Genomic DNA, 23,033 nt, shown 5'->3' with positions numbered 1-23,033 from the left:
GACACTTGATCATTGAACATTTGACCGGAGGGAATCATGCCTGAATTACGTCAAAATATTATCACCGGTGACTGGGTTGTTGTAGCGCCGGAGCGTGCCAAACGGCCTCGTGATTTTATTATCCCCAAAAGTGTTAAGGTAGCCGACAAGACGAATTGTCCTTTTTGCGTCGATTCCGAGGGCTACAAACAAAACGAAAAAGTACGAAAATGCCAGACTCCTCACGTCTATGTTGTAGAGAATCGTTTTCCGGCTTTCCTTGAGGACGAATCGCACAAGAGCGTTCGAAGCTTCTATCCCGAGGAAGGATTTTATCGCGCTCGGGCTTCGGTAGGCGACCATGAAGTCGTCATCGTCAAAGAGCACGAGATGACCCTGTTCAAGATGCCGCAGGCTATACTGGACGAATTGTTCGAAGTTATCCGCGACCGTTATATCTGGATGAAGGATCACGAGAAGATTTCTTCGATTGTGCCAATTTACAATCATGGAGCTGAGGCAGGTGCTTCGATAGATCACCCTCATGCCCAGATTTTTGCCTCAGGAGTTGTCTCTAACATGGTCGGCCGAGAGTTGAACGGCTCTGATACATATTTTGGTATCAATGGTACCTGTGTCTATTGCGACATGATTCGGCACGAGAAGAAAGAGAAGATGAGAATTGTTTATGAAAATGACCGATTTATTGCCTTCAACTTTTATGCCTCCCGATTTCCATTTGAAACTTGGATAATGCCGAAGAGTCATGAGAGCCAATTTGAGATGACTTCGAAAGTTAGCATGAAAGAATTCTCCGAAGCGGCCCACAAGGTGCTCCAAATGATCGACAAAACTCTTGACAATCCACCTCTAAACTTCTATATTCATACACTACCGACCATATTTGATGACTCAGCTTCATATCACTGGCACATGGAAATTGCGCCCAGGGTTTCACGCTACGGAGGATTTGAATTGGGTAGCGAAATCATCATCAATACTATGCCGCCAGAAGAGGCCTCACACTACTTAAAAGGGAAAGATAAATGATAGACCGTGGCGAAGTAAACTATGGCATCGATCTAGAAAGCCCAGCCGAGGAAGCGCCGTCAGCTTATACTGATTCTGAATTGGTCGCGATGCTAGACGCCCAGAGGAAAAGCAACGGAGAATCCGTGGCGGTTTTTACCGATATTGATGACACAGCTTTTCTCCCGAGCGAACCAGAAACAACCAAAATACTGTTTGACGGGGCCAAGAGAGAGAACTACCCAATTATTGCTGATACAGGAAATCAAATTCAGGTAGTGGGGGAAAGAATCGCCAAAGGAGAACTGCCCTATTTCCAAGCGATTTGTAGTTCGGTGGGTTCACAGATCTGGGTATTAAAGCGAGAGGGAGATAAATTGTTTTATGTCCCGGATTCAAAATATCGAGAACGCGTGTTGGCAACAGGATTCAACCGCAAGGAAGTGGTAGAGACTGCCAAAGAAGAAATTGATGGTGAGTCAGCTTCCGACCAAGAATTAAAATTACAATTCCAGTGGCCAGCCGAAGAACAAGCGTTCCTGGACGGAGCACCATATCTAGAGAACCAAGAGTTCAAAGTTAGCCTTCAGTTCGAAGGTAATATTCAGAAGATGCAGAGTGTCCGTGATAGATTCACGGAATTATTTCCAAAATTCAGGGTCTCAGTTTGTCAAATCCAGAAATTAGACGGGGGCAAAAGCCTCTACTATGTGGATCTATTGGCACTTGATAAAGCGGACGCGATCAATTACTTAGTTGAAGAATTAGATATTGACTCTGGGATCGTAGCGGGTGATAGTGGAAATGATATTCCGATGTTCGAAAATAGTATCGATAAAGTTGCTAAAGTAAAAGTTGGTGGGTCAAAGCCAGAACTTGATGAGGCCATAGACGATATTGTCAATAAAGAAGATGTAACTGGAGCGGGTAGCTTTAAATACGTGCCGACAAATCAAGGAGAACATGCGTTGTTTTATGTCGAGAAAAAGGGTCGTAAGGGTCCGCACAGCGTCGCCTACGCCGCAGAAGTATTAAGAAGAGCGAGAGAAATTAACAAGATTAGAAATAATACTACATCAACTGAGAATAAATAGGAGTCAGGGAAGCAAACATGAAAATTATTCAAATTTGTCAAAGATTTTATTACGGTGGTGGCCAGGAGCGTCACGTCTTTAATATTTCAAAAAACTTGGTCAAGTTGGGCCACAGCGTCACGATCATTACTAGTGATATCGGAGAATTGGCCAGCTTCAAGAAGTCGCTCAAGCTTGAAGGGGTCAAAATTGTAGTGTTGCCAGCCTATCCACTCGATGAGCCGGCCAATCAAGTCGTTTTTCCAACTCTATTATCCTATTTGTTAGAGCATGACTTTGATGTGCTCCATGTTCATGGCACACTTTGCCAATCCTCCCAGGTCGGCGCCATTGCGGCCAAATGCAAGAAGAAGCCATATGTTTTCACGCCTCATTATCATCCTTGGAACGTTTTTGATACCGAGAAAGTCAAAAATATTCGAAAATATTTTGAGCGGATGCTGACCGTTCCAGTCATCAGAAATTCCTCTGCTACCATCTGTGTCTCCGACTACGAGAAGGCGTTGCTGAAGCGGAAATATCCAGAGATCAATATCGATCGACTCCGAATAATCCCAAATGGCATCGATATTAATATCGTGAGTGAATCGGAACCGAGAAGAGACGTAAGGAAGAAATTCAAAATCCCTGAAAACAAGAAATATGTCCTGGTTTTCGGATCGATGACTGATCTTCGGAAGGGCTTGGACAGATCGATCAAAGCTTTTGATCTGATCGCCAAAAAGATCCCTGACGCGCATCTGTTAATTATTGGGGCCTACACAGACACCTCGCCTGAACTGAAAGAGATGATAAGCTCATACGGACTTGAGAAGAGGGTGACTGCTTGTGGCTATATTTCCAATGTCCGAGAAAAAGTTGCTTTCTATAGGATGTCACAAGTGTTGATCTCACCAACCATCTATGAAGCCTTCGGTATCGTATTGGCCGAGGCGATGTATTCTAAGGTCCCAGTAGTAGCCACTAAATGTGGGGGAGTACCATACGTGCTCCAACACGGTGAACACGGGTATCTAGTTAGTGGTTACAATAGCATCCACGGCTTCGCCAAATATGCTATTCGTCTGCTCTCGGATGAAAAATTGAGATTAAAATTGGGCGAAGCTGGCCACAAGCGGGCAGTCGAAAAATTCCAATGGCCAGAAATTTCGAAGAAAATTGAGAAACTCTACAAATCATTAATTGCGAATTAAAAATGAAAATTGCGATATTGGCCGAATTATTGGATCCGGTTCCTCCTTCGAAGAGTGGCGGGGTCAATAGAATAGCTTTTTGGTTGGCCGAGGGCCTAGTCAAGCGCGGTCATAACGTCACACTTTTCGCATCTTCTAATTCAGAAACCAGCGCCAAACTTGTACCCGTTATCGAAAAGAGTATTCGAGAAGACGCCGAACTGTGCTCCTCTGGGTTTGAGGCCCTGAATGAGCATTACAAGAATAAGGCGTTAGATGAGATAGTCCGGCTTCAAGAAGATTTTGATGTTATCCACGACAACATAGGGTGGCGTTTTCTCATGCACGCAAGTCTGATAAATAAACCAATCGTCTCAACCATCCATGCTCCTGTTGGTTCCCCACCTTACCGTGCTAGGATATATACTGAAATAAGCAAAATGAAGAATGTCTCTTTGGTTACGGTTAGCAAACACCAACAAGAAATATTCGACTCCATTGAATACCACAATTTCGTTTACAATGGGATAGACCTCTCAAAAATAAAGTTCACAACTGAAAAAGGTAATTATTTCGTTTTTCTGGGCCGTATCACCGAGGAGAAAGGTGTCCATCTTGCGATTGAAGCAGCCAAGAAGGCAGGCGTTCAATTGAAAATCGCAGGGGGCTATCCTCGTCTCGAGGACAAATTATATTTTGAGGAAAGAATAAAGCCGCAAATTGATAATCAGCAGATTTTTTATGTGGGCGAAGTGAATGATGCGGAGAAGAGCGAATTGTTGGCTGGAAGTATCGCGTTGGTAAATCCGATGCAAGTGGAAGAAGCGTTCGGTCTAGTGATGGCGGAAAGTATGGCGGCTGGAAAGCCAGCGATTGTATATGCGAACGGCTCAGCGCCCGAACTCATCATCGACGGGAAAACCGGATATTTAATTGATCCGGCAGAGGGGAAAGTTGATCGAGGAAGGGTGATAGCCAAGACTGGTGTTGGCGGTCTCGAGCAAGCGATTCGCAAAATTGATTCTCTTGGCGACGCTGAGTACGAAGGAATGGCCGTCGCTTCTCATAATCATGCCCGAGAAAAATTTGATATCGAGAAAATGGTTGATAGCTATGAACGGTTGTTTATCGAGCTGTTGCGAAAATGATTTCATATTTGAAAGGAAAAGTTGTGGTCAGCCGGACCGGTTTCATTATTCTAGAAACTGGCGGGGTTGGTTATGGCGTCAATGTCGACTCAGCTACCGTCTTGGCCAACGGCGAGTCAACGGAATTATTCATCCACCAACATATTCGCGAAGATCTAGATGATCTTTACGGCTTCCAGTCATTCGACGAGCTAAATATGTTCGAGAAATTGATCACTGTATCGGGGGTTGGACCGAAGGCTGGATTGAATATTATGTCATCAGGCAAGTCGGACAAGATAATTCGTGCTATCATTTCTGACGACTTAAATTTCTTTACAGCCGTTCCAGGAATCGGCAAGAAAGTGGCGGCCAAAATAATCCTTGAATTGAAGTCGAAGTTGTCGGGAGATCAGAATATCAATGTCCTCGCTGGCGGAGAAAACAACGACCTTTTCGATGCATTAGAGTCTCTCGGCTACAAGAAAAACGAGATTGCATCTTTCATCAACAAAATTCCAGCCGAAATTATTACCACGGAGGAGAAAATTCGCTGGTGTCTCAAAAAACTAGCGAAAAGCTAGGCTTTATTTACGGATGGAGATCAAATAGGAGCAGGGAGCTAGTATTGAGCTCTCTTTTTGTTATAATGGCCTCATGGATAGAGATCTAGAACAAAATTTAGAAACTGATATTTCTACCCTCGTCTCCGGCGAAGAGGCTTCTTCTGAGGACGAAAGGTTCGATAGCTCCCTACGCCCGAGAGCGCTGAAAGATTATGTCGGCCAAGATGAGATCAAGAGCAATCTGGCAATCGTGATTGAAGCAGCGCGAAGAAGGGGCGATTCAATCGAACATATTTTACTCTACGGCCCTCCAGGACTTGGCAAGACAACCTTGGCCCACATTATCGCCAATGAGCTTGGTGTCGGGATCAAGGTTACTTCTGGCCCCGCTATTCAGCGAGCGGGCGACTTAGTGGCAATTTTAACCAATCTTCAGAAGGGCGACGTCCTATTTATTGATGAAATTCATCGACTGAATCGCAATCTCGAAGAGGTATTATACTCTTCGATGGAAGATTATGTCGTTGATTTGGTTGTTGGCAAGGGCCCGTCGGCCCGTAGCATGAGAATCAATCTCGAACCATTTACCTTTATCGGCGCCACCACCAAATTTGGCTCTCTTTCGTCTCCTTTGCGTGATCGGTTTGGTTTGGTTCATCGGCTGGAATTTTACTCTGATCCTGAACTTTCTGAAATCATCAATCGCTCAGCTGATTTACTAAATGTTTCTATCGACAATGAGGGCAAGGGTGAGATTGCCAAGAGATCGCGTCGCACTCCTCGAATTGCCAACCGTATCTTGAAGCGGGTCAGGGACTACGCGGAGGTGAAACATCATGGCAAGATCGACCAGCCGATTGCTCGCGAAGCGATCTCCAAGCTCAATATTGATGAAATCGGTCTCGACCGAAATGATAGAGAATATCTCAACTGCATTATCGAAAAATTCGGCGGCGGACCAGTGGGGCTTGAAACAATTGCGGCCGCACTTTCGGAGGACAAGGATACGATTGAGGATGTGATCGAGCCATATTTGTTACAGCTAGGCTTCATAAATCGGACAAATCGTGGTAGAATCGTGACACCACTGGCATTCGACCATTTAAAAATAAAGAATAGCCAGAAGAATAGTCTTTTCTAAAGATGACCAGCAAAATTCGGAAAATTCTTGTTCATACCTGTTGCGCCTCGTGCGCCAGCTATGTTTTTGCTGAGCTCCAAAAGGCCGGATTTGTGCCTGTAGCCTTCTTTTACAATCCCGAAATCGATGGGCACGAGGAATACCAGAAAAGGCGAGAAAATATCGAAAATTATTGCCAGGAGAATGACATTCAGCTTATTCTGCCAGAGCATCATCCAGATGACCTCCTCGATATCATAGCCCCGTACAAGGACAAGAGTTCAATCAAATATATTACTGAGATTGATCGATACCGCCGACGCCGCTGTCGCTTTTGCAACTCTCTTCTAATACAGCAGACAGTTGAACAGGCCAAACAGCTGAAGATTAATTATTTTACTACCACCTTACTTTGTTCTCCGTACAAAGACCACGACGAAATTGTCGAGATTTGCAACGAGAGGGCTCTCGACTATGGTTTGACGTTTTATTATCAAGATTTCCGCAAAGGTTACTGGAAGGGAAGAAATTATGCCAAAAATCATGATTTGGAGTCTCCAACTTTTTGCGGATGCAAGGATTCAAAAGCGGAAGGACGCCTAGAATGAATTATAATTATGCTGTTATCGTAATCTATCTTTGTGTTGTCCTCGCCTTCGTTATCTACAGCGGCGTGGGGATTTATCATCTCTGGCGTTTTGGCTACTCGGGTGACCTTTCCAAGCTTGCCATAGTGATTTATTCTATCGTTTCTGTCGCTATCATTGTGACAACATTAATATTCGCAATAGTCGAATTACCCTAAAATGGCCAAAACAGACGAAGACAAATTATTCCCTAGCCAAGAAAAAGAAGAAAAAGTTTTTCTGCTGATCAGGAAACACTGGTTCAACTATGTCCCGTTTGCCGGGATTGGTTTGTTTATGATCGTGCCTGCAATTTTCGCGATTTACTATTTCATTGCCTACGGCCAATCGCTAGACGGCCTGCTCAGACTTTCGCTTATGCTACTTTTGAGTATCTATCTATTGTTTACCATAGGCCTTCAGCTTTATGGTTTTATTTCCTACTATCTAGATGTTTATATCGTCACTGACAGAAGGATTGTCGATATTGATCAAGCCGGATTCTTCCATCGCCAGATCTCAGAATTACATTTGCATCAGGTCCAGGATGTGAATGCACGAATTAATGGAATTTTTCCGACTCTGTTACATTTCGGTGACGTGATGATTCAGACCGCAGGAGAGAGGGAAAACTTTCAGTTCTTGTCGATTCCCAACCCATATTTAGTGGCAAAGAGAATTATAAATCTCCACGAGCATCACATAGAGAACCTGCCAGACCAAAAGCCAGGAACTCATAAAAAGTATGAACATCTTGAAAGAGAGGCCAAGACTCTGATAAAAAAGAAGAACTTGTCCGAAAGAATGAAGAGTCCCGTTTTCGAAAGTGAAGAGTCCAAAAAAATATTTGGTGATTTGAACAGGGGCGAAGAAAAAAAAAGAAATGGGGAGTTGGAAGAGGGGAAGGAGATTAAGTTATAATCATATTTGTCGAAATCCTCTTTGCATTGATTATTTGAATACCAAATGAAAAAAGTTCTGAATAATTTGGGTGAGATGTCTGAATTCGCCGCTGACATAGCTGGTGAGGTTTGCGATGGCCAAATCTTGGCCCTGGAAGGCGATCTCGGATCTGGGAAAACCACGTTTACGAAATTTTTTGCCGAGGCGTTGGGTATTACCAACCCAGTCACAAGCCCGACCTTCACTATTATGAAAAAGTATGAGATTGAAGCTACGGACCGTAAAATGGTGCATGTAGATTGTTACCGGCTTGCAAACGAGGATGATGCAATTTCAATTGGGCTCGAGGAATATTTTGCGGACGGCAAAAGCATTTGTGTAATTGAGTGGCCAGAGAAAATATCCAAGTTAATTCCCAAAGAGCGAACGAAAACCATTATGTTCAAATACATCGACGAAAATTCAAGAGAGGTAGAATACCGATGATACTTGAGATAAATACAGCAGATTGGGAAGCCAGACTTTGTCTCTATGACAGAGAAAGTTTAGTCGGCTCATTAAATTGGCGAGTGGTACACAATCATACCGAAGAGTTGCTCTCCAACATTGAGCGTATTTTGAAAGACGCTGGCAAAAAAAAGTCAGATCTCTCAGCAATTGTAGTTAATCCAGGCCCTGGGCCATACACGGGAGTAAGAGTTGGGGTTAGTGTTGCAAATAGTTTGGCATTTAGTCTGGATATTCCAGTTGTTGCTCAAATGTCTGACATTCAAACCAGAAATTTTGAAAAGCCTGTTCTGCCAGTCTATGCTTTTGCACCAAAGATTTCACAGCCCAAAAGCTAGACCTTCGCCCTCGTTTTTGATACTATTGATTAGTGAAACAAATAGCGGATATTTTAATGTTTTTGAGACGAAAAGTCAGAAAGACCGAAGACCAACCAGTTGTAGCTCAATCAAAGAAGAAAAGGCTCTGGAAAATTTTCTTTATCATATTGGGAATTATTGTTGTACTCGGAATATCGGTCATATCTTATGCTATTTCCTCAGGATCAAAAATTTTTGAGAATGGGTTTGGCAACGGAGCAGACCTGATCAAAACCATATACGGCAGCAAAGATATCCTCAAGGGACAAAAAGAAAATAGAATCAACATCCTGCTATTCGGATCAGGCGGAGTCGGCCATGACGGAGGGTTGCTTACTGACTCGATTATGATTCTGAGCGTTAGACCTTCTGACAACAAAGCCGCTATGATTTCGATTCCTCGTGATCTCTGGGTCAAAATGCCAAGTGGTGGGGAAGCCAAGATAAATTCCGCACTCTCGATCGGCTATAATTCCTATCTGGCGAAGAATTGCACCAAAAAGAAGCTTAGCCAGTGTAGAGGTGAGGCGCTTACATCTGGCGCCAATTACGAAAGCGACGTAATTTCAAAACTTTTTGATATTCCAATTCATTATTACGTATCCACCGATTTCAGCGGATTCGAAAAGCTAATTGATCAATTGGGCGGAATTGACGTCACAGTGGCGAGCGATATCTACGATCCTGAGTTCCCAGACGACAAAATGGAGGGATACGCTCCATTTTATATCAAAGCCGGGCAGCATCATTTGGACGGCAAAACTGCTCTCAAATATGCCAGATCTCGCCATGGGACTAGCGGAGGCGATTTCGACCGAGCGGCTAGACAACAACAAATTTTGACTGCCGTAAAGGAGAAGGCAACGGCTGGCGGTACCTTGGCTAACCCCAAGAAGATATTGGATTTAATTAACACACTCGGCGATTCTATGAAAACGAATATGTCCCTGCCAGAACTAAAAGAATTTCTTTCGCTAGCTTCAAAAATTGACAGGAACAATATGAGCACCAAGGTGTTGAACACCGGCAAAGATGGTTATTTGGAGAGTTCATCTGACGGGACCTATCACCTTCTGCCGAAGGGTGGTAATTACATCAAAATCAATAGCATGATCAAAAACATTTTTGATGAACCGGCGGGTACGACTGCAAAGATAGAAATTTATAACGCTTCTGGCACGCCCGGCCTGGCCACAAATCTGTCCAAAGAGTTAGCTCGATCGGGGGAAGTTGATGTGCTGACAGTCTCAAATGCCAAGTCAGTGATGGAGAAAACGGTTATTTACGACTATTCAAATGGAAACAAGAAGAAAGCGCTCGACGATCTTTCTTCTCTCCTCAAGGTTGGGGTTACTGCAGGCAAAACTGCGCCAGCAAATCCTTCCTCCGAAATTGCGATCTATATTGGTAAAGATTATAATTCGACCAAAAATTAATGGCTTTTCTGAAGAGTCAATTTACTAGAAAATCTATGCTCACAGCCATTTTGGCCTGGGGTGTTTTCACCTATGCCCAAAATGTGTCTAGCGATTTTCTTTTGTATACGATGATCGGGATTTCTGTTTTTGGTCTTTTTGTCATATGGCGGGAACTTTCACCAATATTTACGCTAATCTTGCTTTCATTTACATCTGGCCATGCCCTATATTCTGTCTTATATCAAATGTCCCTGCCCCTTTGGTTCGCGATGATCGGAACACTGATCATATTTTCATACTTATTCACATATGTCGAGCAAAAGATCGGTATTCTCGGAGACAAGCGGTTGATTTATCTTGTACTTTTTTCTCTGATTATCCTCGAGGTTTTCCTGATATTGAGTTATTTTTTGGTCGATCCAACTAGCCAGGGATTGATAATCGCAGCGGTTTCTTATCTTTTCGTCGGATTTTGCTATACTGTTCTGGCTAAGCATACAGACAACAAGTTTTTTACTTACGCGACGATTACTGTGCTAGCCATCACGATAGTCTTCTTGACCTCCAGCTGGGGTGGGCTTGTGTAGAGAAGACAAAGAAACTATAATAAACTCACATTAAAAGGAAGCTATATGAAGATTGATAAGGACGTATTTAAGAGATTGAAAAAGTTATTTATTTGGGTTGATAAGATTAAAATACCAAAACCAGTTTCTAGTTTTTGTTCTGCATGCTGGACGAAAATCCGAGCGATCAAATGCAAGGAGTTTATGGCCAGCCCGCTCTACAAGAAAACATCGGTGATTGTCGGGATATTTATTGTCATATTTGTCGCTTACGTTGTTGTGACAGGAGTTATGATCTACGGATTCAAATCGCAGTCGAAAAATGTAAAATTCGCAACTAGTTTTATTCCTTATCCAATTGCGGTCGTGAATTATCAGTTCATCACTTACGACTCGTACACGGCGGAGTCTGATTATATCCATCATTTCTATGAGGCAACTCAGATGGAGACCTCAGTAGATTTCAAGGAAATTGATCAGCAAATTGTAGACCAATTAATCGAAAATAAAATTATCCAGATCCAGGCTGTCAAATACAAAGTCAAAGTTACCAAGCAGGACGAAGACCAAGTTATCGACGGTATTGTTCAGCAAAATGGTGGCCAGGACAAAGTTGAAAAAATACTGAACGAAATGTACGGAATAAATCTGAAAAGGTTTAGGCAATTAGTCAGAATCCAGATTATGAGAGACAAACTAAATGAGAAAGTTATCGCAAAGGTTACGGTTGACCATATCTTGATCAGAGTGGCTGAAAACGCCTCTGCTGACGATATCGCAAAAGCCAAAGTCAAGGCAGATTCCATAAAAGCAGAAATTAGCGGCGGACTTGATTTCGCAGAAGCGGCCAAGAAATACTCAGAAGACTCAAGTAGCGCTCCAAACGGGGGCAAACTTGAGCCATTTGCAGACGGTGAGATGGTTCAGGAATTCTCCGACGTCGCCTTCGGCACAAAAGTTGGAGAAGTGTCTGAACCGGTCAAGACTATCTACGGCTGGCACATTATCAAAGTAGAAAGCAGGGGTGGGATTTTACAGAAAAAATTTGCTGATTGGATTTCTGAGCTCAAGGACAAAAGTTTTATTTTGAAAATGTATGATATAAAATAGACACAAATATCCTACACTAGAAAAATCGACCATTCAGGGTCGATTTTTCGTTATTTAAGCAATATTTTGCCAGTCATGCTTTCGGGGATTGGTATCTTCAGCAAGGATAGCACTGTGGGCGCGATATCACTTAGATTCCCGTCCGAAAGTGTGTGCCCCTCTCCACCCGAATAGATGATGGGGACTTTGTTTGTGGTATGAGCCGTATGAGGTTGCTTCGTGACGGCGTCGAAGATAACCTCAGCATTTCCATGGTCAGCGGTAATTAGAATATTGTAACCTGATTTTTCGGCTCTTTGAACGAGCCTTCCCAATTGGCAATCGAGGGATTCGATGGCCTTAACGGCCGCACTTCTATTGCCGGTGTGACCGATCATATCTGGGTTTGCGTAGTTTATGAAGATGAAATTTGTGTCAATCTCTATCTGCTCGATAGCTTTTTCCGTTATTTCCTCTGCTTTCATTTCTGGGGCCTGGTCGTGAGTCTTGATGTCCTTTCGACTCTCGACAAGGATATGTTCTTCTCCGGGATATGGCTCCTTCTTCCCGCCATTCAAGTAATATGTGCAATGGGCGAATTTCTCGGTTTCTGCGATATGAGCCTGTCTCATCCCTGCTCTCGAGATCTCCTTGGCAACGGTAGTTTCGATGATTTCTTCGGTAAACGCATGTAGACAGGGGAAGCTTTTATCATATTCTGTCATAGTAACCAAAAAGTTGTTATTGCCCCTGCCTCTTTCGATGATTTTGCTCGTCATCATCTTGGCCCGATCTTTTCTGAAATTAAACAAAAATACGCCATCATTCTTGCCGATTTGGTAACTTATCCCAGAATCATCCAAGAACATTGTTGGTTCAATATGTTCGTCTATAATACCATGTTCGTATAGCTCAGCAATTACTTCTGACGGTTTTCGACTTTCGCGCCGACCGCTCTTGCCATCAAATATCATATTCTCCACCATTTGGAGCCGATCCCAGTTGTTGTCTCGGTCCATAGCGTAAAACCTTCCTGAAGCTGTGGCAATAAAACCAATTCCAATCTCGTCGACTACTTCTTCTAGTTCCTTCAAGTATTGTCGTCCGCTTTGGGGAGGAGTATCGCGGCCGTCCATGAAGGCGTGGATGGCTATCTTCTTAATCCCGGCTCTGTCGGCGGCTCGGAGGAAAGCGTAGAGGTGCTCCGAATGGCTGTGGACTCCGCCAGGACCAATCAGTCCTGCAACATGGAGTACCGAGTCGTATTCTTTCACGTGGTCAAAGAGTGCAATCAAAGCTGAATTTGTTGAAAGTTCTTTTTCTCTTGCGGCCTTAGAAATTTTTGCCAGATCAGTGTAGACTATTTTGCCAGCTCCAATTACGGTATGGCCAACCTCGCTATTACCCATTTGCCCAGCGGGCAGACCGACTGCCTCGCCGCTAGCTTCCAGAAAAGCATGAGGACATTTTCCCCACAAACGATCAAAACATGGAGTCTCGGCGATACTGATCGGATTGTGCTCTGTGTCTGGACTATATCCCCAGCCATCCAAAATAATCAGCGCAACTTTTCTGTCGCTCTGTTTCATAATATTAGATTCGATTATTTATCAAATAAGAAAGCTGAGCGTCCTGGGAAAATTGCCTTGTCGCCTAGCTCTTCCTCTATCCTCAAGAGCTGATTGTACTTGCATGTTCGCTCTGAACGGCAGAGAGAACCGGTCTTGATCTGGCCAGTCCCTAGGCCTACTACAAAATCCGAGATAGTGGCATCTTCGGTCTCGCCAGAACGGTGTGAAACGACGGAAGTCATGCCTGCTTTATTGGCCATTTCTATCGCCTTTATCGTCTCGGTGACCGTACCAATCTGATTAAGTTTGATAAGAATGGAGTTTGCTGCTTTGCTGCCAATGCCCTTTTGCAATCTTTTAATGTTCGTTACGAATAAGTCGTCGCCCACAATTTGGACTTTCCCGCTCAATCTCTGTGTGAACTTTTCATAACCTTCCCAGTCATCTTCTGACAGACCATCCTCAATCGAAATTATAGGATATTTCTCGATCCAACTAGCATAAAGATCGATCATCTCGTCACTAGATAATTTTCTTCCTTCGGTCTTAAGATCATATTTACCGTCGACAAGAAGCTCAGTAGCGGCACCGTCGATGGCGATGAAAATGTCTTTCCCGGCTTCGTAGCCTGCAGATTTAATTGCTTCAAGGATTATTTTAAGAGCGGCCTCATTATTCGGAAGAGAGGGTGCAAATCCACCTTCGTCGCCGACAGAGGTGTTCAAGCCTTTGTCTTTTAAAATTTTCTTAAGAGCATGGAAGGTCTCTACACCATATCTCAAGGCCTCCCCAAATGTTGGCGCTCCAACGGGCATAATCATAAATTCCTGAAGGTCAGTAGAATTTTCGGCATGTTTTCCACCGTTTAAGATATTCATCATTGGAACTGGAAGTTGCAGGTTGCCGTTGCCGCTAATCTGAGCAAAGTATTCATACAATTTCATACCTTTGCTCTTGGCCTCTGCGTGAGCAAAAGATAAGGAAATACCGAGGATTGCGTTCGCGCCCAACCTTCCTTTGTTTTCTGTCCCGTCCAGCTCGATCATCGCGCTATCGAGAGATCCTTGGTCAAATTCTTGGCCGATCAATTTATCGTTTAATTCAGTATTGATATTGGATACTGCTGTTTGGACGCCCTTGCCGCCATATCTCTTGCCACCGTCTCTGAGCTCTACGGCTTCGTAACTTCCAGTTGAAGCACCGGATGGCACAGCGGATCTGCCAAATGAGCCATCTTCTAGGGTAACATCAACTTCTACGGTTGGATTCCCTCTAGAATCTAAGATTTCTCTCCCGACAATTTTTGCGATTTTTGACATTCAATGCCTTCCAATAAATAATAATGCTCACTCATCTTACCAATTTCTTACTATAAATTTCAAGACAAAAAAATTGCCCCAGTGTGGCGGGGCAATTTTCTATGTATGAAATTGTATGAACTATTTAGAACTTATCTCGTCGCCCACGAATTTTTTCAAGTTATCAACGCTTGAGAATAGTTGGGATGGGAAGACAATTGTCGAATTCTTCTCCACTGCTATTTCGGACAAGACCTGGAGATTGCGAAGTTGCAGAGCAATTGGATGCTTAGCTATGACATCGGCGGCCTTGCCAAGCTGATCTGCTGATTGAAATTCACCTTCAGCTGCGATGATTTTGGCCCGCTTTTCTCTCTCAGCTTCGGCCTGTTTGGCCATCGCTCGTTGCATTGTGTCTGGGAGTTGAATATCTTTGATCTCTACAGTTTTGACTGAAACGCCCCAGGCCTCAGTGTGAGTGTCGATGATATTCTTGACCTTCTTATTTATCTTATCGGTCTCGGACAATACTTCATCAAGTGTGAATTGTCCAACAAAATTTCTAATCGTGGTCTGGGAAATTTGATTCACGGCTGAGACAACATTCTGAATTGCAACCAAGGATTTGGTCGCGTCAACGATCTGAAAGTAGGCGACAGCGGCTACATCGATCGAAACATTGTCTTTCGTGATAATTTTCTGTGAAGGAATCGGCATGGTGATTATCTGCAAGGAAACTTTGCGCATAATGTCTATGATCGGAATCATAATTCGCCAACCTGGGCCTCGCTCGCCGATGACCTTACCAAGGCGGAAAACGACACCTTTTTCATATTGCTGAACGACTCTGAGGGCAGAAAAGACCAAGATCGCGATCGGAATGAGCCAATAGGACATAACACCCTTTCTATTAATTATCAGCTCCACAGTACAACGATCTTGACCTAAATGCAAGAGTATTAGCAAATAAAGAATCACCAATTTTTACAAAGATTGGTGATTCTTAACGGCGGGGCATAGTGGCGGAAGTTAGAACTATCGGTCTGAATACATTTTTATCTCGAATTAATACATCACTATTTGGTGTGATTGATTAATACGTTCCAATGTTTTCTTAATATCTCTCCTGCCCGTTGATCAGCATATCTCTCTGACGGGAGCTCATGGTAAGCAATCTCGTTGGCATCTAGCAATTCTTCAACCGACATTAACCCTCTAATCCTTTGGTAATTTTGTTGATATTTTGCGTAGTATGTTTGGAGCTCTCCGCTGTCGTACATTCGTCTCGCCAAATCTGGACTTACTCCAGGAATAGGCAAAGTGACCATTTCTCGATTGCGTTTTTCTCGTTTTGCCTGCACTGGATCAGAACCGTCTAATTCACTTTTCTTGCGAAAGTTTGTTATATAATCCTCAACATGGCCGATTTCATGGAGGAAAATAAAAAGTTTTAAAATATTTGGGTGTTCTTTCATCACCTCGAAATCGATACCGATTATCTCAGCACTTTTTCTGGCCGAGAGCTCTCGATCGATTAGTAGCTGTTCATATAGCCCATTTTGCCCCATAATAACAACAATTTTTGGAGCATCTGCGTCGCTTTGAGGTTTTCGCCAAAAGCCGCCAGTATACTTCAGATTTGGATATTGCTGGGAAGTTGCCAATTCGACTTGCATCTGGTCAAGATGGGGGAAGTCTTCCAGTGCCGCGAGATATGCTGCCTTATAATCTTCGTCGACATTGTCTAATACTTCAGCAAATTCTTGTCTTCTTGATAATCTCCAAGATTCAAACCTGACTTCCTGGCCACTTTTCAGTCTAACAAATGGTTGTCTCTGGCCATCTGCCATCATGATCATAATTAGCGATTCGCCATGATCGAATGGAAAATAATCGCCATCAGGTGTTGTAATACCCAATTCTATTGATGGATCATTCTGATCTACACTGGTTTCCCATAGCATATGGTCTGGCAAAGGACCGCCAGGTTGTATTGGATTAACTTGTTCATCCGATGCTGAAAATTTTGTATCGCTTTTACTCGCGCCAAGATTATGCTCAGACATTCTAACTCCAATTTATTTTTTTGATTATATCAAATACGCTAATCTCGTGCGAGTCTTGACGGCTCTGCAACAAAAAAATAGCTCGAAGAGCTATCCTTTTTTATGGCGGGAGCCCAGTCGAGGATGGGCGGGCCTCTGCCCCAGACCTGCTAGAGAGACATTATTCTTAAGGAAAAACCAACATATGGCGGGAGCGACCGGGCTCGAACCGGCGACCTCCACAGTGACAGTGTGGCGTTCTAACCAACTGAACTACGCCCCCGTAGTTGGTTTTTCCTTATTAACAAATATCTCGATTATCGCTTTCATAACCCTTTTGCCAATACCAGATTTATAAAAGTTTTCTCTCCTCCTAGCATCTTCTTTGCATGCATAACTTTCGTGGTAAATCAGTTCGAAGGGGCCATTCTTTTTTGTCCATGAATTATGGCCAGAATTATGCTCTTGTAAACGTACAGAAGGTTCGCGATCTGTCTGACCGACGTAATACTTTCCGTTGGTAATACTTTTTAAGAAATAAACAAAATGCATATTTTCCAACTGTCAGCCAGAGGCTGATCAGCCTTTGGCTGAAACTACGCCCCCGCAATAGAATGGATTATAACAAATTTGGACTCAAAAATCAATGAAGTGGATATCGGAAACACCTCAGACATATGAGGCGTTTGAATCTTATGCGAAATAATCCAGCTTCATCGCAGATTTAATTTCCTCTAACGTTTTGCCAGTAATTGCCCGAGCTTTCTCTGAGCCTTTTTCCAAAATTTTCATAATTGCATCTGGGTCTTTGGCCAATTCTTCGCGCTTTGCTCTGATTGGATTGAGCAATTCCTGCAAAATATCATTCAAACGATTCTTAAGTGTTACGTCGCCAAGGCCGCCCTTTTTGTACTCTTCTTTTAATTTCGCGATCTCGTCTTTGTTTTCATCAAAAATGTCGAGATAGGCGAATACAGTATTCCCCTCAACTTTTCCTGGATCTTCGACATGGATGTGATCCGGGTCGGTGTACATATTCATGACTTTTTGTTTGATCTCCTCAGCTGAATCTGAGAGATATATGCAGTTGCCAAGGGACTTGGACATCTTGTTGCTACCGTCGATACCAGGAAGTCGACCAGTTTCGGATACTAGTGCTTCACATTCAACTAATGCGTTGGAATTGTAAACACGATTAAATTTGCGAACGATCTCGTTGGTTTGCTCAATCATCGGGAGCTGGTCAGCGCCGACTGGTACCAAAGTTGCCTTAAATGCAGATATATCGGCGGCTTGGCTGATCGGATATGTCAAAAATCCGGCAGGGACTTCAGCTCCAAAGCCTTTTTGATTCATTTCATCTTTAACTGTAGGATTGCGTTGAAGTCGGGCAAGCGAGACGAGATTTAAGTAGTACATTGTCAAATCAGAAAGTGCGGGCAGTTCGGACTGAATACATATTGTGGAAATCTCCGGGTCTATTCCAACCGCTAGGTAGTCTAGGGCTACTTCGAGGACATTTGACCTAATTTTTTCCGGATTTTCAGAGTTGTCTGTCAGGGCCTGGAGGTCGGCTATCAGTATGAATTGTTCATACTCATGTTGCAATTTGACTCGATTTTGGAGTGAACCGACAAAATGACCGAGGTGAAGTTTGCCTGTCGGTCTGTCTCCTGTCAATATAACTTTTTTCTGTTCCATGAAATCCTTTCTTGATTTGCAATAACTATACAATTTTTCTGAGTGATCTTCAAGCTTGGAATTTCTATTTACACAAAATATTGGCAAGCGATTGTTTTTTCAACCCCAAAGTGATAAATTTTCTAGTAGTAGATAATATCGTCGTTATTAATGCGGGTATAGTTTAGTGGTAAAATGTATCCTTCCCAAGGATGAGTCGCGGGTTCGATTCCCACTACCCGCTCCATGCCGCTTTAGCTCAGCTGGTAGAGCAACACTTTCGTAAAGTGGAGGTCTCGAGTTCGAATCTCGAATGCGGCTCCAAAATACAAAAAATATGAAAAAATATATAACCACCCTTGGTCCGTTCCTGAAGGAATTTCTGGTTGACGATATCGTGAATCGGTATTTGTTTTCTATTTCCCTAATCTGGTCGTTTGTAGATTATCTTATCTGGCATTTCTTGCTTAGCTCTCCAGACATTTTTGTCTATATCAGAATCGGTGTTTACCCAATCAAACTGCTTTTCATCATTCTGATTCTCAACACTGTTTTGGCCTTTTCTTCCTTCAAAAGAGAACGCGAAATTGGCTATCTCCTCTTCATCGGCAATATCTTGGCAGTAGCACTTGTAATGATTTTGGAAATTTATTATCTATCTCACCAATGAACACCTGGAAATACAAAAGATTGTTTGAAGTACTCCCCGGTTTGATTTCTTGGTCAATATTGCTTTTGCCTTTCGTCGTTGTCCTAGTCTCGCCAAAAGTATTTGCTATTTACATGATTTTTTATCTAACTTACTGGTTGATAAGAACATTTGTGATGTCTTATCGGTTAATCCTGGGTTATCGAAATTATCGACGTGACATGAAAACTGATTGGCAAGCAAAATTAGACCAGACGGACGGCAAATGGAAGGAGATATATCATCTTGTGATTGTTCCGACATACAAGGAAGATATTGAAATTCTAGAATCATCTATTCGTTCCGTTCTCACTTCGAATTACCCGCAGGATCATGTTATTTATGTCTTGGGGACGGAGGAGCGCGACAAAGAACGGGCAGGGGAGTATTCCAAAATATTAACCGAAAAGCACGGCAAGAAGTTTCATCTTTTCATGACCGTAATGCATCCCAAGGATATTCCCGGTGAAGTGATCGGTAAAGGTGGGAACATCACCTACGCGGCCAGAAAGGTACTCGAACAAATCGACAAAGAGAAAATTCCTTACGAAAATGTGGTCGTGACAACGATGGATTCGGACCATATCATGGACAAAAATTATCTCCTCGATCTGACTTATAAATATGTCACTGATCCCGATCCCATCCACAAAAGTTTTCAGCCGTTGCCTATGTTTTTCAACAATATTTGGGACGTGCCGATGATGAATCGGTTGATGGCGATGGGTTCGTCTTTTTGGCAATTAATTGTTACGACAAGACCTTCTCGGCTTCGTAATTTCTCTGCCCATGCACAGAGTCTAGCCGCACTAGTCCAAACAGATTTCTGGTCGACCAAGACGATTGTGGAAGACGGCCATCAGTTTTGGCGAACTTATTATCGGTTTGACGGCTGTCACGAAGTGGTACCGATGTATACTCCAATCTATCAGGACGCAGTCTTGGCTGACACTTTCAGGAATACTATGCGTGAGCAGTATTTGCAGAAAAAACGTTGGGCTTGGGGTGTGTCAGACATCCCTTTTGTGATGGAAAATACGATAGGAAACCACAAAATACCGTTTTTTGACAGGTGGGCGAACGCTTTGATATTATGGGAATCACATATCTCCTGGTCGACGACATCGTTGGTCCTGATCACTTCAGCCTGGATTCCGGTTTTTTTCGGCTCTGCCTTTCAGGGAGACATTTTGGCATATAGCTTTCGCGGAGTGTATATCAAAATGCTGACTATCGCATGGCTCGGTATGATTGTCACACTTGTGATTTCTACCCTTCTGATGCCGAAGAGACAAGGCAGGAAACCATTTGGTCGAATTCTACTCGACTGGTGCCTGACCCCATTTGTAATGCCGATTTCCAACATTTTCTTTTCTTCCATCCCAGCTATGGAATCACAGACTCGGCTGATGTTTGGTAAATATCTTGAAGTTTTCAGAGTGACTACGAAATCAACAAAGAGGTCAAATATTTTGGAGGGACAAAATGAAATTGCTAAAGAGGATCTGCAGTAAAATACAATATAAATATTTCGTGCCTGCGGGGATTCTCCTGTTTATGTTCTTGCTCGCCCTATTTTCCTCCCGAGGGATCGGAAACACGCCGGGTGATTCTGCTATTGTCGATGAAATCGCACATATTCCCGCTGGCTATACCTACTTAAAAGATCAAGATTATCGATTGAATCCAGAGCATCCGCCTCTGGCGAAAGTTCTGGCCGGTGTTCCTCTCGTCATGAATAGTAAGATCAAGGGTCCAGAGGACGATTCAAGCTTCAAAGACATAAACCAATGGGAATCGGGCTGGAGCATGATTTATCGTCAAGGCAACGATCCTGCCGAAGTATTCTCTCTTGCCAGACTTCCGATGATGCTGCTCATGATTGGGCTGGGCCTGTTGCTCTTCAAGTGGGCGATTGAGCTCTTCGGCTGGAAAGTCGGCGTAGTCATCCTTTTCCTATATGCGCTTTACCCTGACGTCATCGCTCACGGCCGGCTAGTCACTACCGACGTAGCGGCGGCATTTGGTTTTGTCTTGGCGACGTATGCCTTTGACAAGGCGGTCACTAAGAAAACTTTGTCGAGCATTTTGCTTGCCGGAGTTGCGCTCGGGATAGCTGAACTCCTAAAGTTTTCTGGGGTTTTGCTGTTCCCGATTTTCTTCATTCTCGTGGTAGTTCGGGCCGTTTTGGATAGAAAGGAGAAAGGCTTCCGGCATAATTTTGTTGCAAATTTCATGCCTCTAGTATATGTCAGTCTGATCTCATTGGTGGTCGTCTGGTTGGTTTACCTACCTTTGGTTTGGAAGACTCCGCCTGCTATCGAGCATCAATTGATAGACACAAATATGACGTCCGATGCGAGGACTTTGCCCCTTAGAAACTTTCTCCACTTATTTGAAAATAATCCGTACTTGCGAGCACTTGGCCACTATATCCTGGGAATATTCCTAGTTATCGGCCGTGTTGGCGGTGGCAATGCAACCTTTATTTGGGGTCATCTTTCTGACAAATCAATCCCCTGGTATTTCCCGGTCGCTTGGTTGCTCAAAACTCCCTTACCAATCATAGCTATGTTTTTCTTTTCTGTTTATTCGATAATTCGTAATTGGCCAAAGCAAAAAGAAATCAAATGGATGCTCTCGCTCCTAATCGTGCCATGGGTTATTTACTGGGCTATCACATTGCAGGGTTCGCTGAACATTGGTATTCGTCATCTCATGCCAACGATTCCCTTCGTATTATTGATGATCGGTTATGCAATTTATCCAATTGTGAATCCCAGCTGGAATTGGCGGAAACTGGGTCGGATGCAGATCGCCCTAGTTATTCTTCTGGCATATTTAGCTGTTTCAACAATCTCAAATTTCCCTAATTTCATCGCGTATTTCAATGAACTCACCCCCAAAGACAAGCGCTACACCAGGCTAGTTGACTCTTCACTTGATTGGGGCCAGGACTTTCTCCGACTCAAGAAATACGTAGGCGACAATAATATCACGAATATTAAGGTGGATTATTTCGGTTCAGTCCCCACCTATTACTTGCCAAGTCGTACAGACTGGCATTCTAGCTACGGACCCACTACGGGCTGGTTGGCTGTCTCTGCGACTTTCTATCAATTGTCAAAATTACGTGGTCCAGAAGAGGGCAAATGGTCGTACAACTGGCTTGACGATATTAAGCCAAAGGCGATTATTGGTGGCTCTATCCTGGTCTACAACATTACTCCGGAAGACTTGAAGCAACATCCGCCCAAATCTCCGTATCCGATCAAATATCTTGATTATCCCAGACCAAATATTAATCACAAAATAGGACTTTGATGGACGAGAAAATCTATTTATCAATTGTGATTCCGGCATATCGTGAAGAAAAACGGATCCACGTTATTCTGGAAGCGATAGAAAAATATGTTAAAACCAAAGACTTCATCGTCGAAACGATAGTTGCAATTGATGCATCCCCTGATGACACGGTTGGCTCCGCCGAACATTTTGTGGACAGAATTCCGAATCTGGTGATCTACGAAGGCGAACAGAACCGCGGGAAGGGTGGTGCAGTGCAGGACGGAATCAAATTGGCAAAGGGCCAGTATGTGTTATTCGCCGATGCTGATAATTCTACCCCAATCGAACAGGTCGACAAACTTCTTGCCCATATCGATAAATACGATGTCGTCATCGGCTCCAGATACTGCAAAGGTGGCAAATTAGCCATCCCACAGTCATTCACTCGAAGAGCGGGCAGCCGAGCTTTGAACTGGATGATCCAAGCCCTTGTGACGCCTGGGATCAAAGACACACAGTGCGGTTTCAAATTATTTTCGAAAGAGGCGGCCGGAGCGATTTTCGAGAAGCTGACCATATTTGACTTCTCTTTCGATATTGAAGTTTTAGCTATTGCCAAAAAATTAGGATACAAAATAAAGGAGGAGGGGATCACCTGGCACGATGATCCACATTCGACTGTCAACCCATTGAAAGATGGGCTCAAAATGATAGTTGATTCGTGGAAAATCCGTCAAAATTTGCAAAAGAAAATTTACTAATTATCTAGTCTAGCAAAGACAAATATGAGGCAAATAAATTTGTTCTATTTTTCTGTATCTTATCAACAGCCAAGACCCTCTTTTGCCCTTGAACGAGTTCACTTCTCTTGTTAAAATATACTCATAATAATAAGACTGGTTGTCGCA

The 23,033-nt window shown here is 43.3% G+C and carries 23 protein-coding genes and 3 tRNA genes; 20 read left to right on the top strand and 6 right to left on the bottom strand.

Features of this window, described 5'->3' with window-relative positions; translation table 11 throughout:
- Nucleotides 1-36 precede the first annotated feature (36 nt).
- From galT to WC227_04355, 14 genes are all read left to right on the top strand, one after another.
- The gene (galT, locus tag WC227_04420; protein ID MFA6963920.1) at nucleotides 37-1,029 is read left to right on the top strand and encodes a galactose-1-phosphate uridylyltransferase; all 993 of its coding nucleotides are present in this window, start codon (nucleotides 37-39) and stop codon (nucleotides 1,027-1,029) included.
- Complete coding sequence (locus tag WC227_04415; GenBank protein ID MFA6963919.1) at nucleotides 1,026-2,102, top strand: HAD family hydrolase; 1,077 nt, start codon at nucleotides 1,026-1,028, stop codon at nucleotides 2,100-2,102. The genes galT and WC227_04415 overlap by 4 nt, the downstream gene beginning before the upstream one ends.
- Before the next feature lie 17 nt (nucleotides 2,103-2,119).
- Entirely contained in the window at nucleotides 2,120-3,295 is a 1,176-nt protein-coding gene (locus tag WC227_04410; protein ID MFA6963918.1) for a glycosyltransferase family 4 protein, read from the top strand.
- A 2-nt stretch (nucleotides 3,296-3,297) separates the two neighbouring features.
- Nucleotides 3,298-4,422 carry a glycosyltransferase family 4 protein gene (locus WC227_04405; GenBank protein MFA6963917.1) on the top strand — a complete coding sequence of 375 codons (1,125 nt, stop codon included), beginning with the start codon at nucleotides 3,298-3,300 and terminating at the stop codon, nucleotides 4,420-4,422.
- An 8-nt stretch (nucleotides 4,423-4,430) separates the two neighbouring features.
- Nucleotides 4,431-4,985, top strand: coding sequence for a Holliday junction branch migration protein RuvA (gene ruvA, locus WC227_04400; protein MFA6963916.1), 555 nt, complete (start codon nucleotides 4,431-4,433; stop codon nucleotides 4,983-4,985).
- Nucleotides 4,986-5,058: 73 nt separating this feature from the next.
- Entirely contained in the window at nucleotides 5,059-6,108 is a 1,050-nt protein-coding gene (gene ruvB / locus WC227_04395; protein MFA6963915.1) for a Holliday junction branch migration DNA helicase RuvB, read from the top strand.
- Between the two features lie 2 nt (nucleotides 6,109-6,110).
- Complete coding sequence (locus WC227_04390) at nucleotides 6,111-6,695, top strand: epoxyqueuosine reductase QueH (protein MFA6963914.1); 585 nt, start codon at nucleotides 6,111-6,113, stop codon at nucleotides 6,693-6,695.
- Nucleotides 6,692-6,892, top strand: coding sequence for a hypothetical protein (locus WC227_04385; protein MFA6963913.1), 201 nt, complete (start codon nucleotides 6,692-6,694; stop codon nucleotides 6,890-6,892). Before WC227_04390 ends, WC227_04385 begins: the two co-directional genes overlap by 4 nt.
- Before the next feature lies 1 nt (nucleotide 6,893).
- The gene (locus WC227_04380; GenBank protein ID MFA6963912.1) at nucleotides 6,894-7,634 is read left to right on the top strand and encodes a PH domain-containing protein; all 741 of its coding nucleotides are present in this window, start codon (nucleotides 6,894-6,896) and stop codon (nucleotides 7,632-7,634) included.
- Nucleotides 7,635-7,679: 45 nt separating this feature from the next.
- Nucleotides 7,680-8,102, top strand: a complete 423-nt coding sequence (gene tsaE / locus WC227_04375) for a tRNA (adenosine(37)-N6)-threonylcarbamoyltransferase complex ATPase subunit type 1 TsaE (GenBank protein ID MFA6963911.1) — start codon at nucleotides 7,680-7,682, stop codon at nucleotides 8,100-8,102.
- Nucleotides 8,099-8,461: a tRNA (adenosine(37)-N6)-threonylcarbamoyltransferase complex dimerization subunit type 1 TsaB gene (tsaB, locus tag WC227_04370; protein ID MFA6963910.1), complete on the top strand. Its 363-nt coding sequence runs from the start codon at nucleotides 8,099-8,101 to the stop codon at nucleotides 8,459-8,461. The genes tsaE and tsaB overlap by 4 nt, the downstream gene beginning before the upstream one ends.
- A gap of 56 nt (nucleotides 8,462-8,517) precedes the next feature.
- Nucleotides 8,518-9,918 (top strand): LCP family protein, encoded by a 1,401-nt coding sequence (locus WC227_04365; GenBank protein MFA6963909.1) that lies wholly within the window; start codon nucleotides 8,518-8,520, stop codon nucleotides 9,916-9,918.
- A 35-nt stretch (nucleotides 9,919-9,953) separates the two neighbouring features.
- Nucleotides 9,954-10,487: a hypothetical protein gene (locus tag WC227_04360; GenBank protein ID MFA6963908.1), complete on the top strand. Its 534-nt coding sequence runs from the start codon at nucleotides 9,954-9,956 to the stop codon at nucleotides 10,485-10,487.
- Between the two features lie 45 nt (nucleotides 10,488-10,532).
- The gene (locus tag WC227_04355) at nucleotides 10,533-11,576 is read left to right on the top strand and encodes a peptidylprolyl isomerase (protein MFA6963907.1); all 1,044 of its coding nucleotides are present in this window, start codon (nucleotides 10,533-10,535) and stop codon (nucleotides 11,574-11,576) included.
- Between the two features lie 50 nt (nucleotides 11,577-11,626).
- Here WC227_04355 and gpmI read toward each other — a convergent pair whose 3' ends face one another.
- From gpmI to trpS, 6 genes are all read right to left on the bottom strand, one after another.
- Complete coding sequence (gene gpmI, locus WC227_04350; protein MFA6963906.1) at nucleotides 11,627-13,144, bottom strand: 2,3-bisphosphoglycerate-independent phosphoglycerate mutase; 1,518 nt, start codon at nucleotides 13,142-13,144, stop codon at nucleotides 11,627-11,629.
- Between the two features lie 14 nt (nucleotides 13,145-13,158).
- Entirely contained in the window at nucleotides 13,159-14,445 is a 1,287-nt protein-coding gene (gene eno / locus WC227_04345; protein MFA6963905.1) for a phosphopyruvate hydratase, read from the bottom strand.
- Between the two features lie 120 nt (nucleotides 14,446-14,565).
- Nucleotides 14,566-15,321 carry a slipin family protein gene (locus tag WC227_04340; protein ID MFA6963904.1) on the bottom strand — a complete coding sequence of 252 codons (756 nt, stop codon included), beginning with the start codon at nucleotides 15,319-15,321 and terminating at the stop codon, nucleotides 14,566-14,568.
- Nucleotides 15,322-15,500: 179 nt separating this feature from the next.
- Nucleotides 15,501-16,490 carry a hypothetical protein gene (locus WC227_04335; protein ID MFA6963903.1) on the bottom strand — a complete coding sequence of 330 codons (990 nt, stop codon included), beginning with the start codon at nucleotides 16,488-16,490 and terminating at the stop codon, nucleotides 15,501-15,503.
- A gap of 185 nt (nucleotides 16,491-16,675) precedes the next feature.
- Nucleotides 16,676-16,752 (bottom strand) — tRNA-Asp (locus WC227_04330).
- Nucleotides 16,753-17,162: 410 nt separating this feature from the next.
- On the bottom strand, nucleotides 17,163-18,170 hold the full coding sequence (gene trpS / locus WC227_04325; GenBank protein ID MFA6963902.1) for a tryptophan--tRNA ligase: 1,008 nt from the start codon (nucleotides 18,168-18,170) through the stop codon (nucleotides 17,163-17,165).
- A 152-nt stretch (nucleotides 18,171-18,322) separates the two neighbouring features.
- Between trpS and WC227_04320 the strand changes: the two genes are divergently transcribed.
- The 6 genes from WC227_04320 (at nucleotide 18,323) to WC227_04295 (ending at nucleotide 22,886) form a co-directional block, all read left to right on the top strand.
- Nucleotides 18,323-18,396, top strand: a tRNA-Gly gene (locus WC227_04320).
- A gap of 1 nt (nucleotide 18,397) precedes the next feature.
- Nucleotides 18,398-18,473: transfer RNA gene (locus WC227_04315), tRNA-Thr, on the top strand.
- 13 nt (nucleotides 18,474-18,486) lie between these two features.
- A complete protein-coding gene (locus WC227_04310; GenBank protein ID MFA6963901.1) occupies nucleotides 18,487-18,819 on the top strand; it encodes a hypothetical protein in 333 nt (110 codons plus the stop codon).
- Nucleotides 18,816-20,351, top strand: coding sequence for a glycosyltransferase family 2 protein (locus WC227_04305; GenBank protein MFA6963900.1), 1,536 nt, complete (start codon nucleotides 18,816-18,818; stop codon nucleotides 20,349-20,351). Before WC227_04310 ends, WC227_04305 begins: the two co-directional genes overlap by 4 nt.
- Nucleotides 20,323-22,161 carry a glycosyltransferase family 39 protein gene (locus tag WC227_04300; protein ID MFA6963899.1) on the top strand — a complete coding sequence of 613 codons (1,839 nt, stop codon included), beginning with the start codon at nucleotides 20,323-20,325 and terminating at the stop codon, nucleotides 22,159-22,161. Before WC227_04305 ends, WC227_04300 begins: the two co-directional genes overlap by 29 nt.
- Nucleotides 22,161-22,886 (top strand): dolichyl-phosphate beta-glucosyltransferase, encoded by a 726-nt coding sequence (locus tag WC227_04295; protein ID MFA6963898.1) that lies wholly within the window; start codon nucleotides 22,161-22,163, stop codon nucleotides 22,884-22,886. The genes WC227_04300 and WC227_04295 overlap by 1 nt, the downstream gene beginning before the upstream one ends.
- Nucleotides 22,887-23,033 lie beyond the last annotated feature (147 nt).

The sequence above is a fragment of the Patescibacteria group bacterium genome (genome assembly GCA_041671645.1).
In the GTDB taxonomy this organism is placed as follows: Bacteria; Patescibacteriota; UBA1384; order XYA2-FULL-43-10; family 1-14-0-10-43-13; genus JBAZBD01.
The sequence above is the reverse complement of the archived record's forward strand: the minus strand, read 5'-3'. Positions and strand labels throughout refer to the sequence as shown.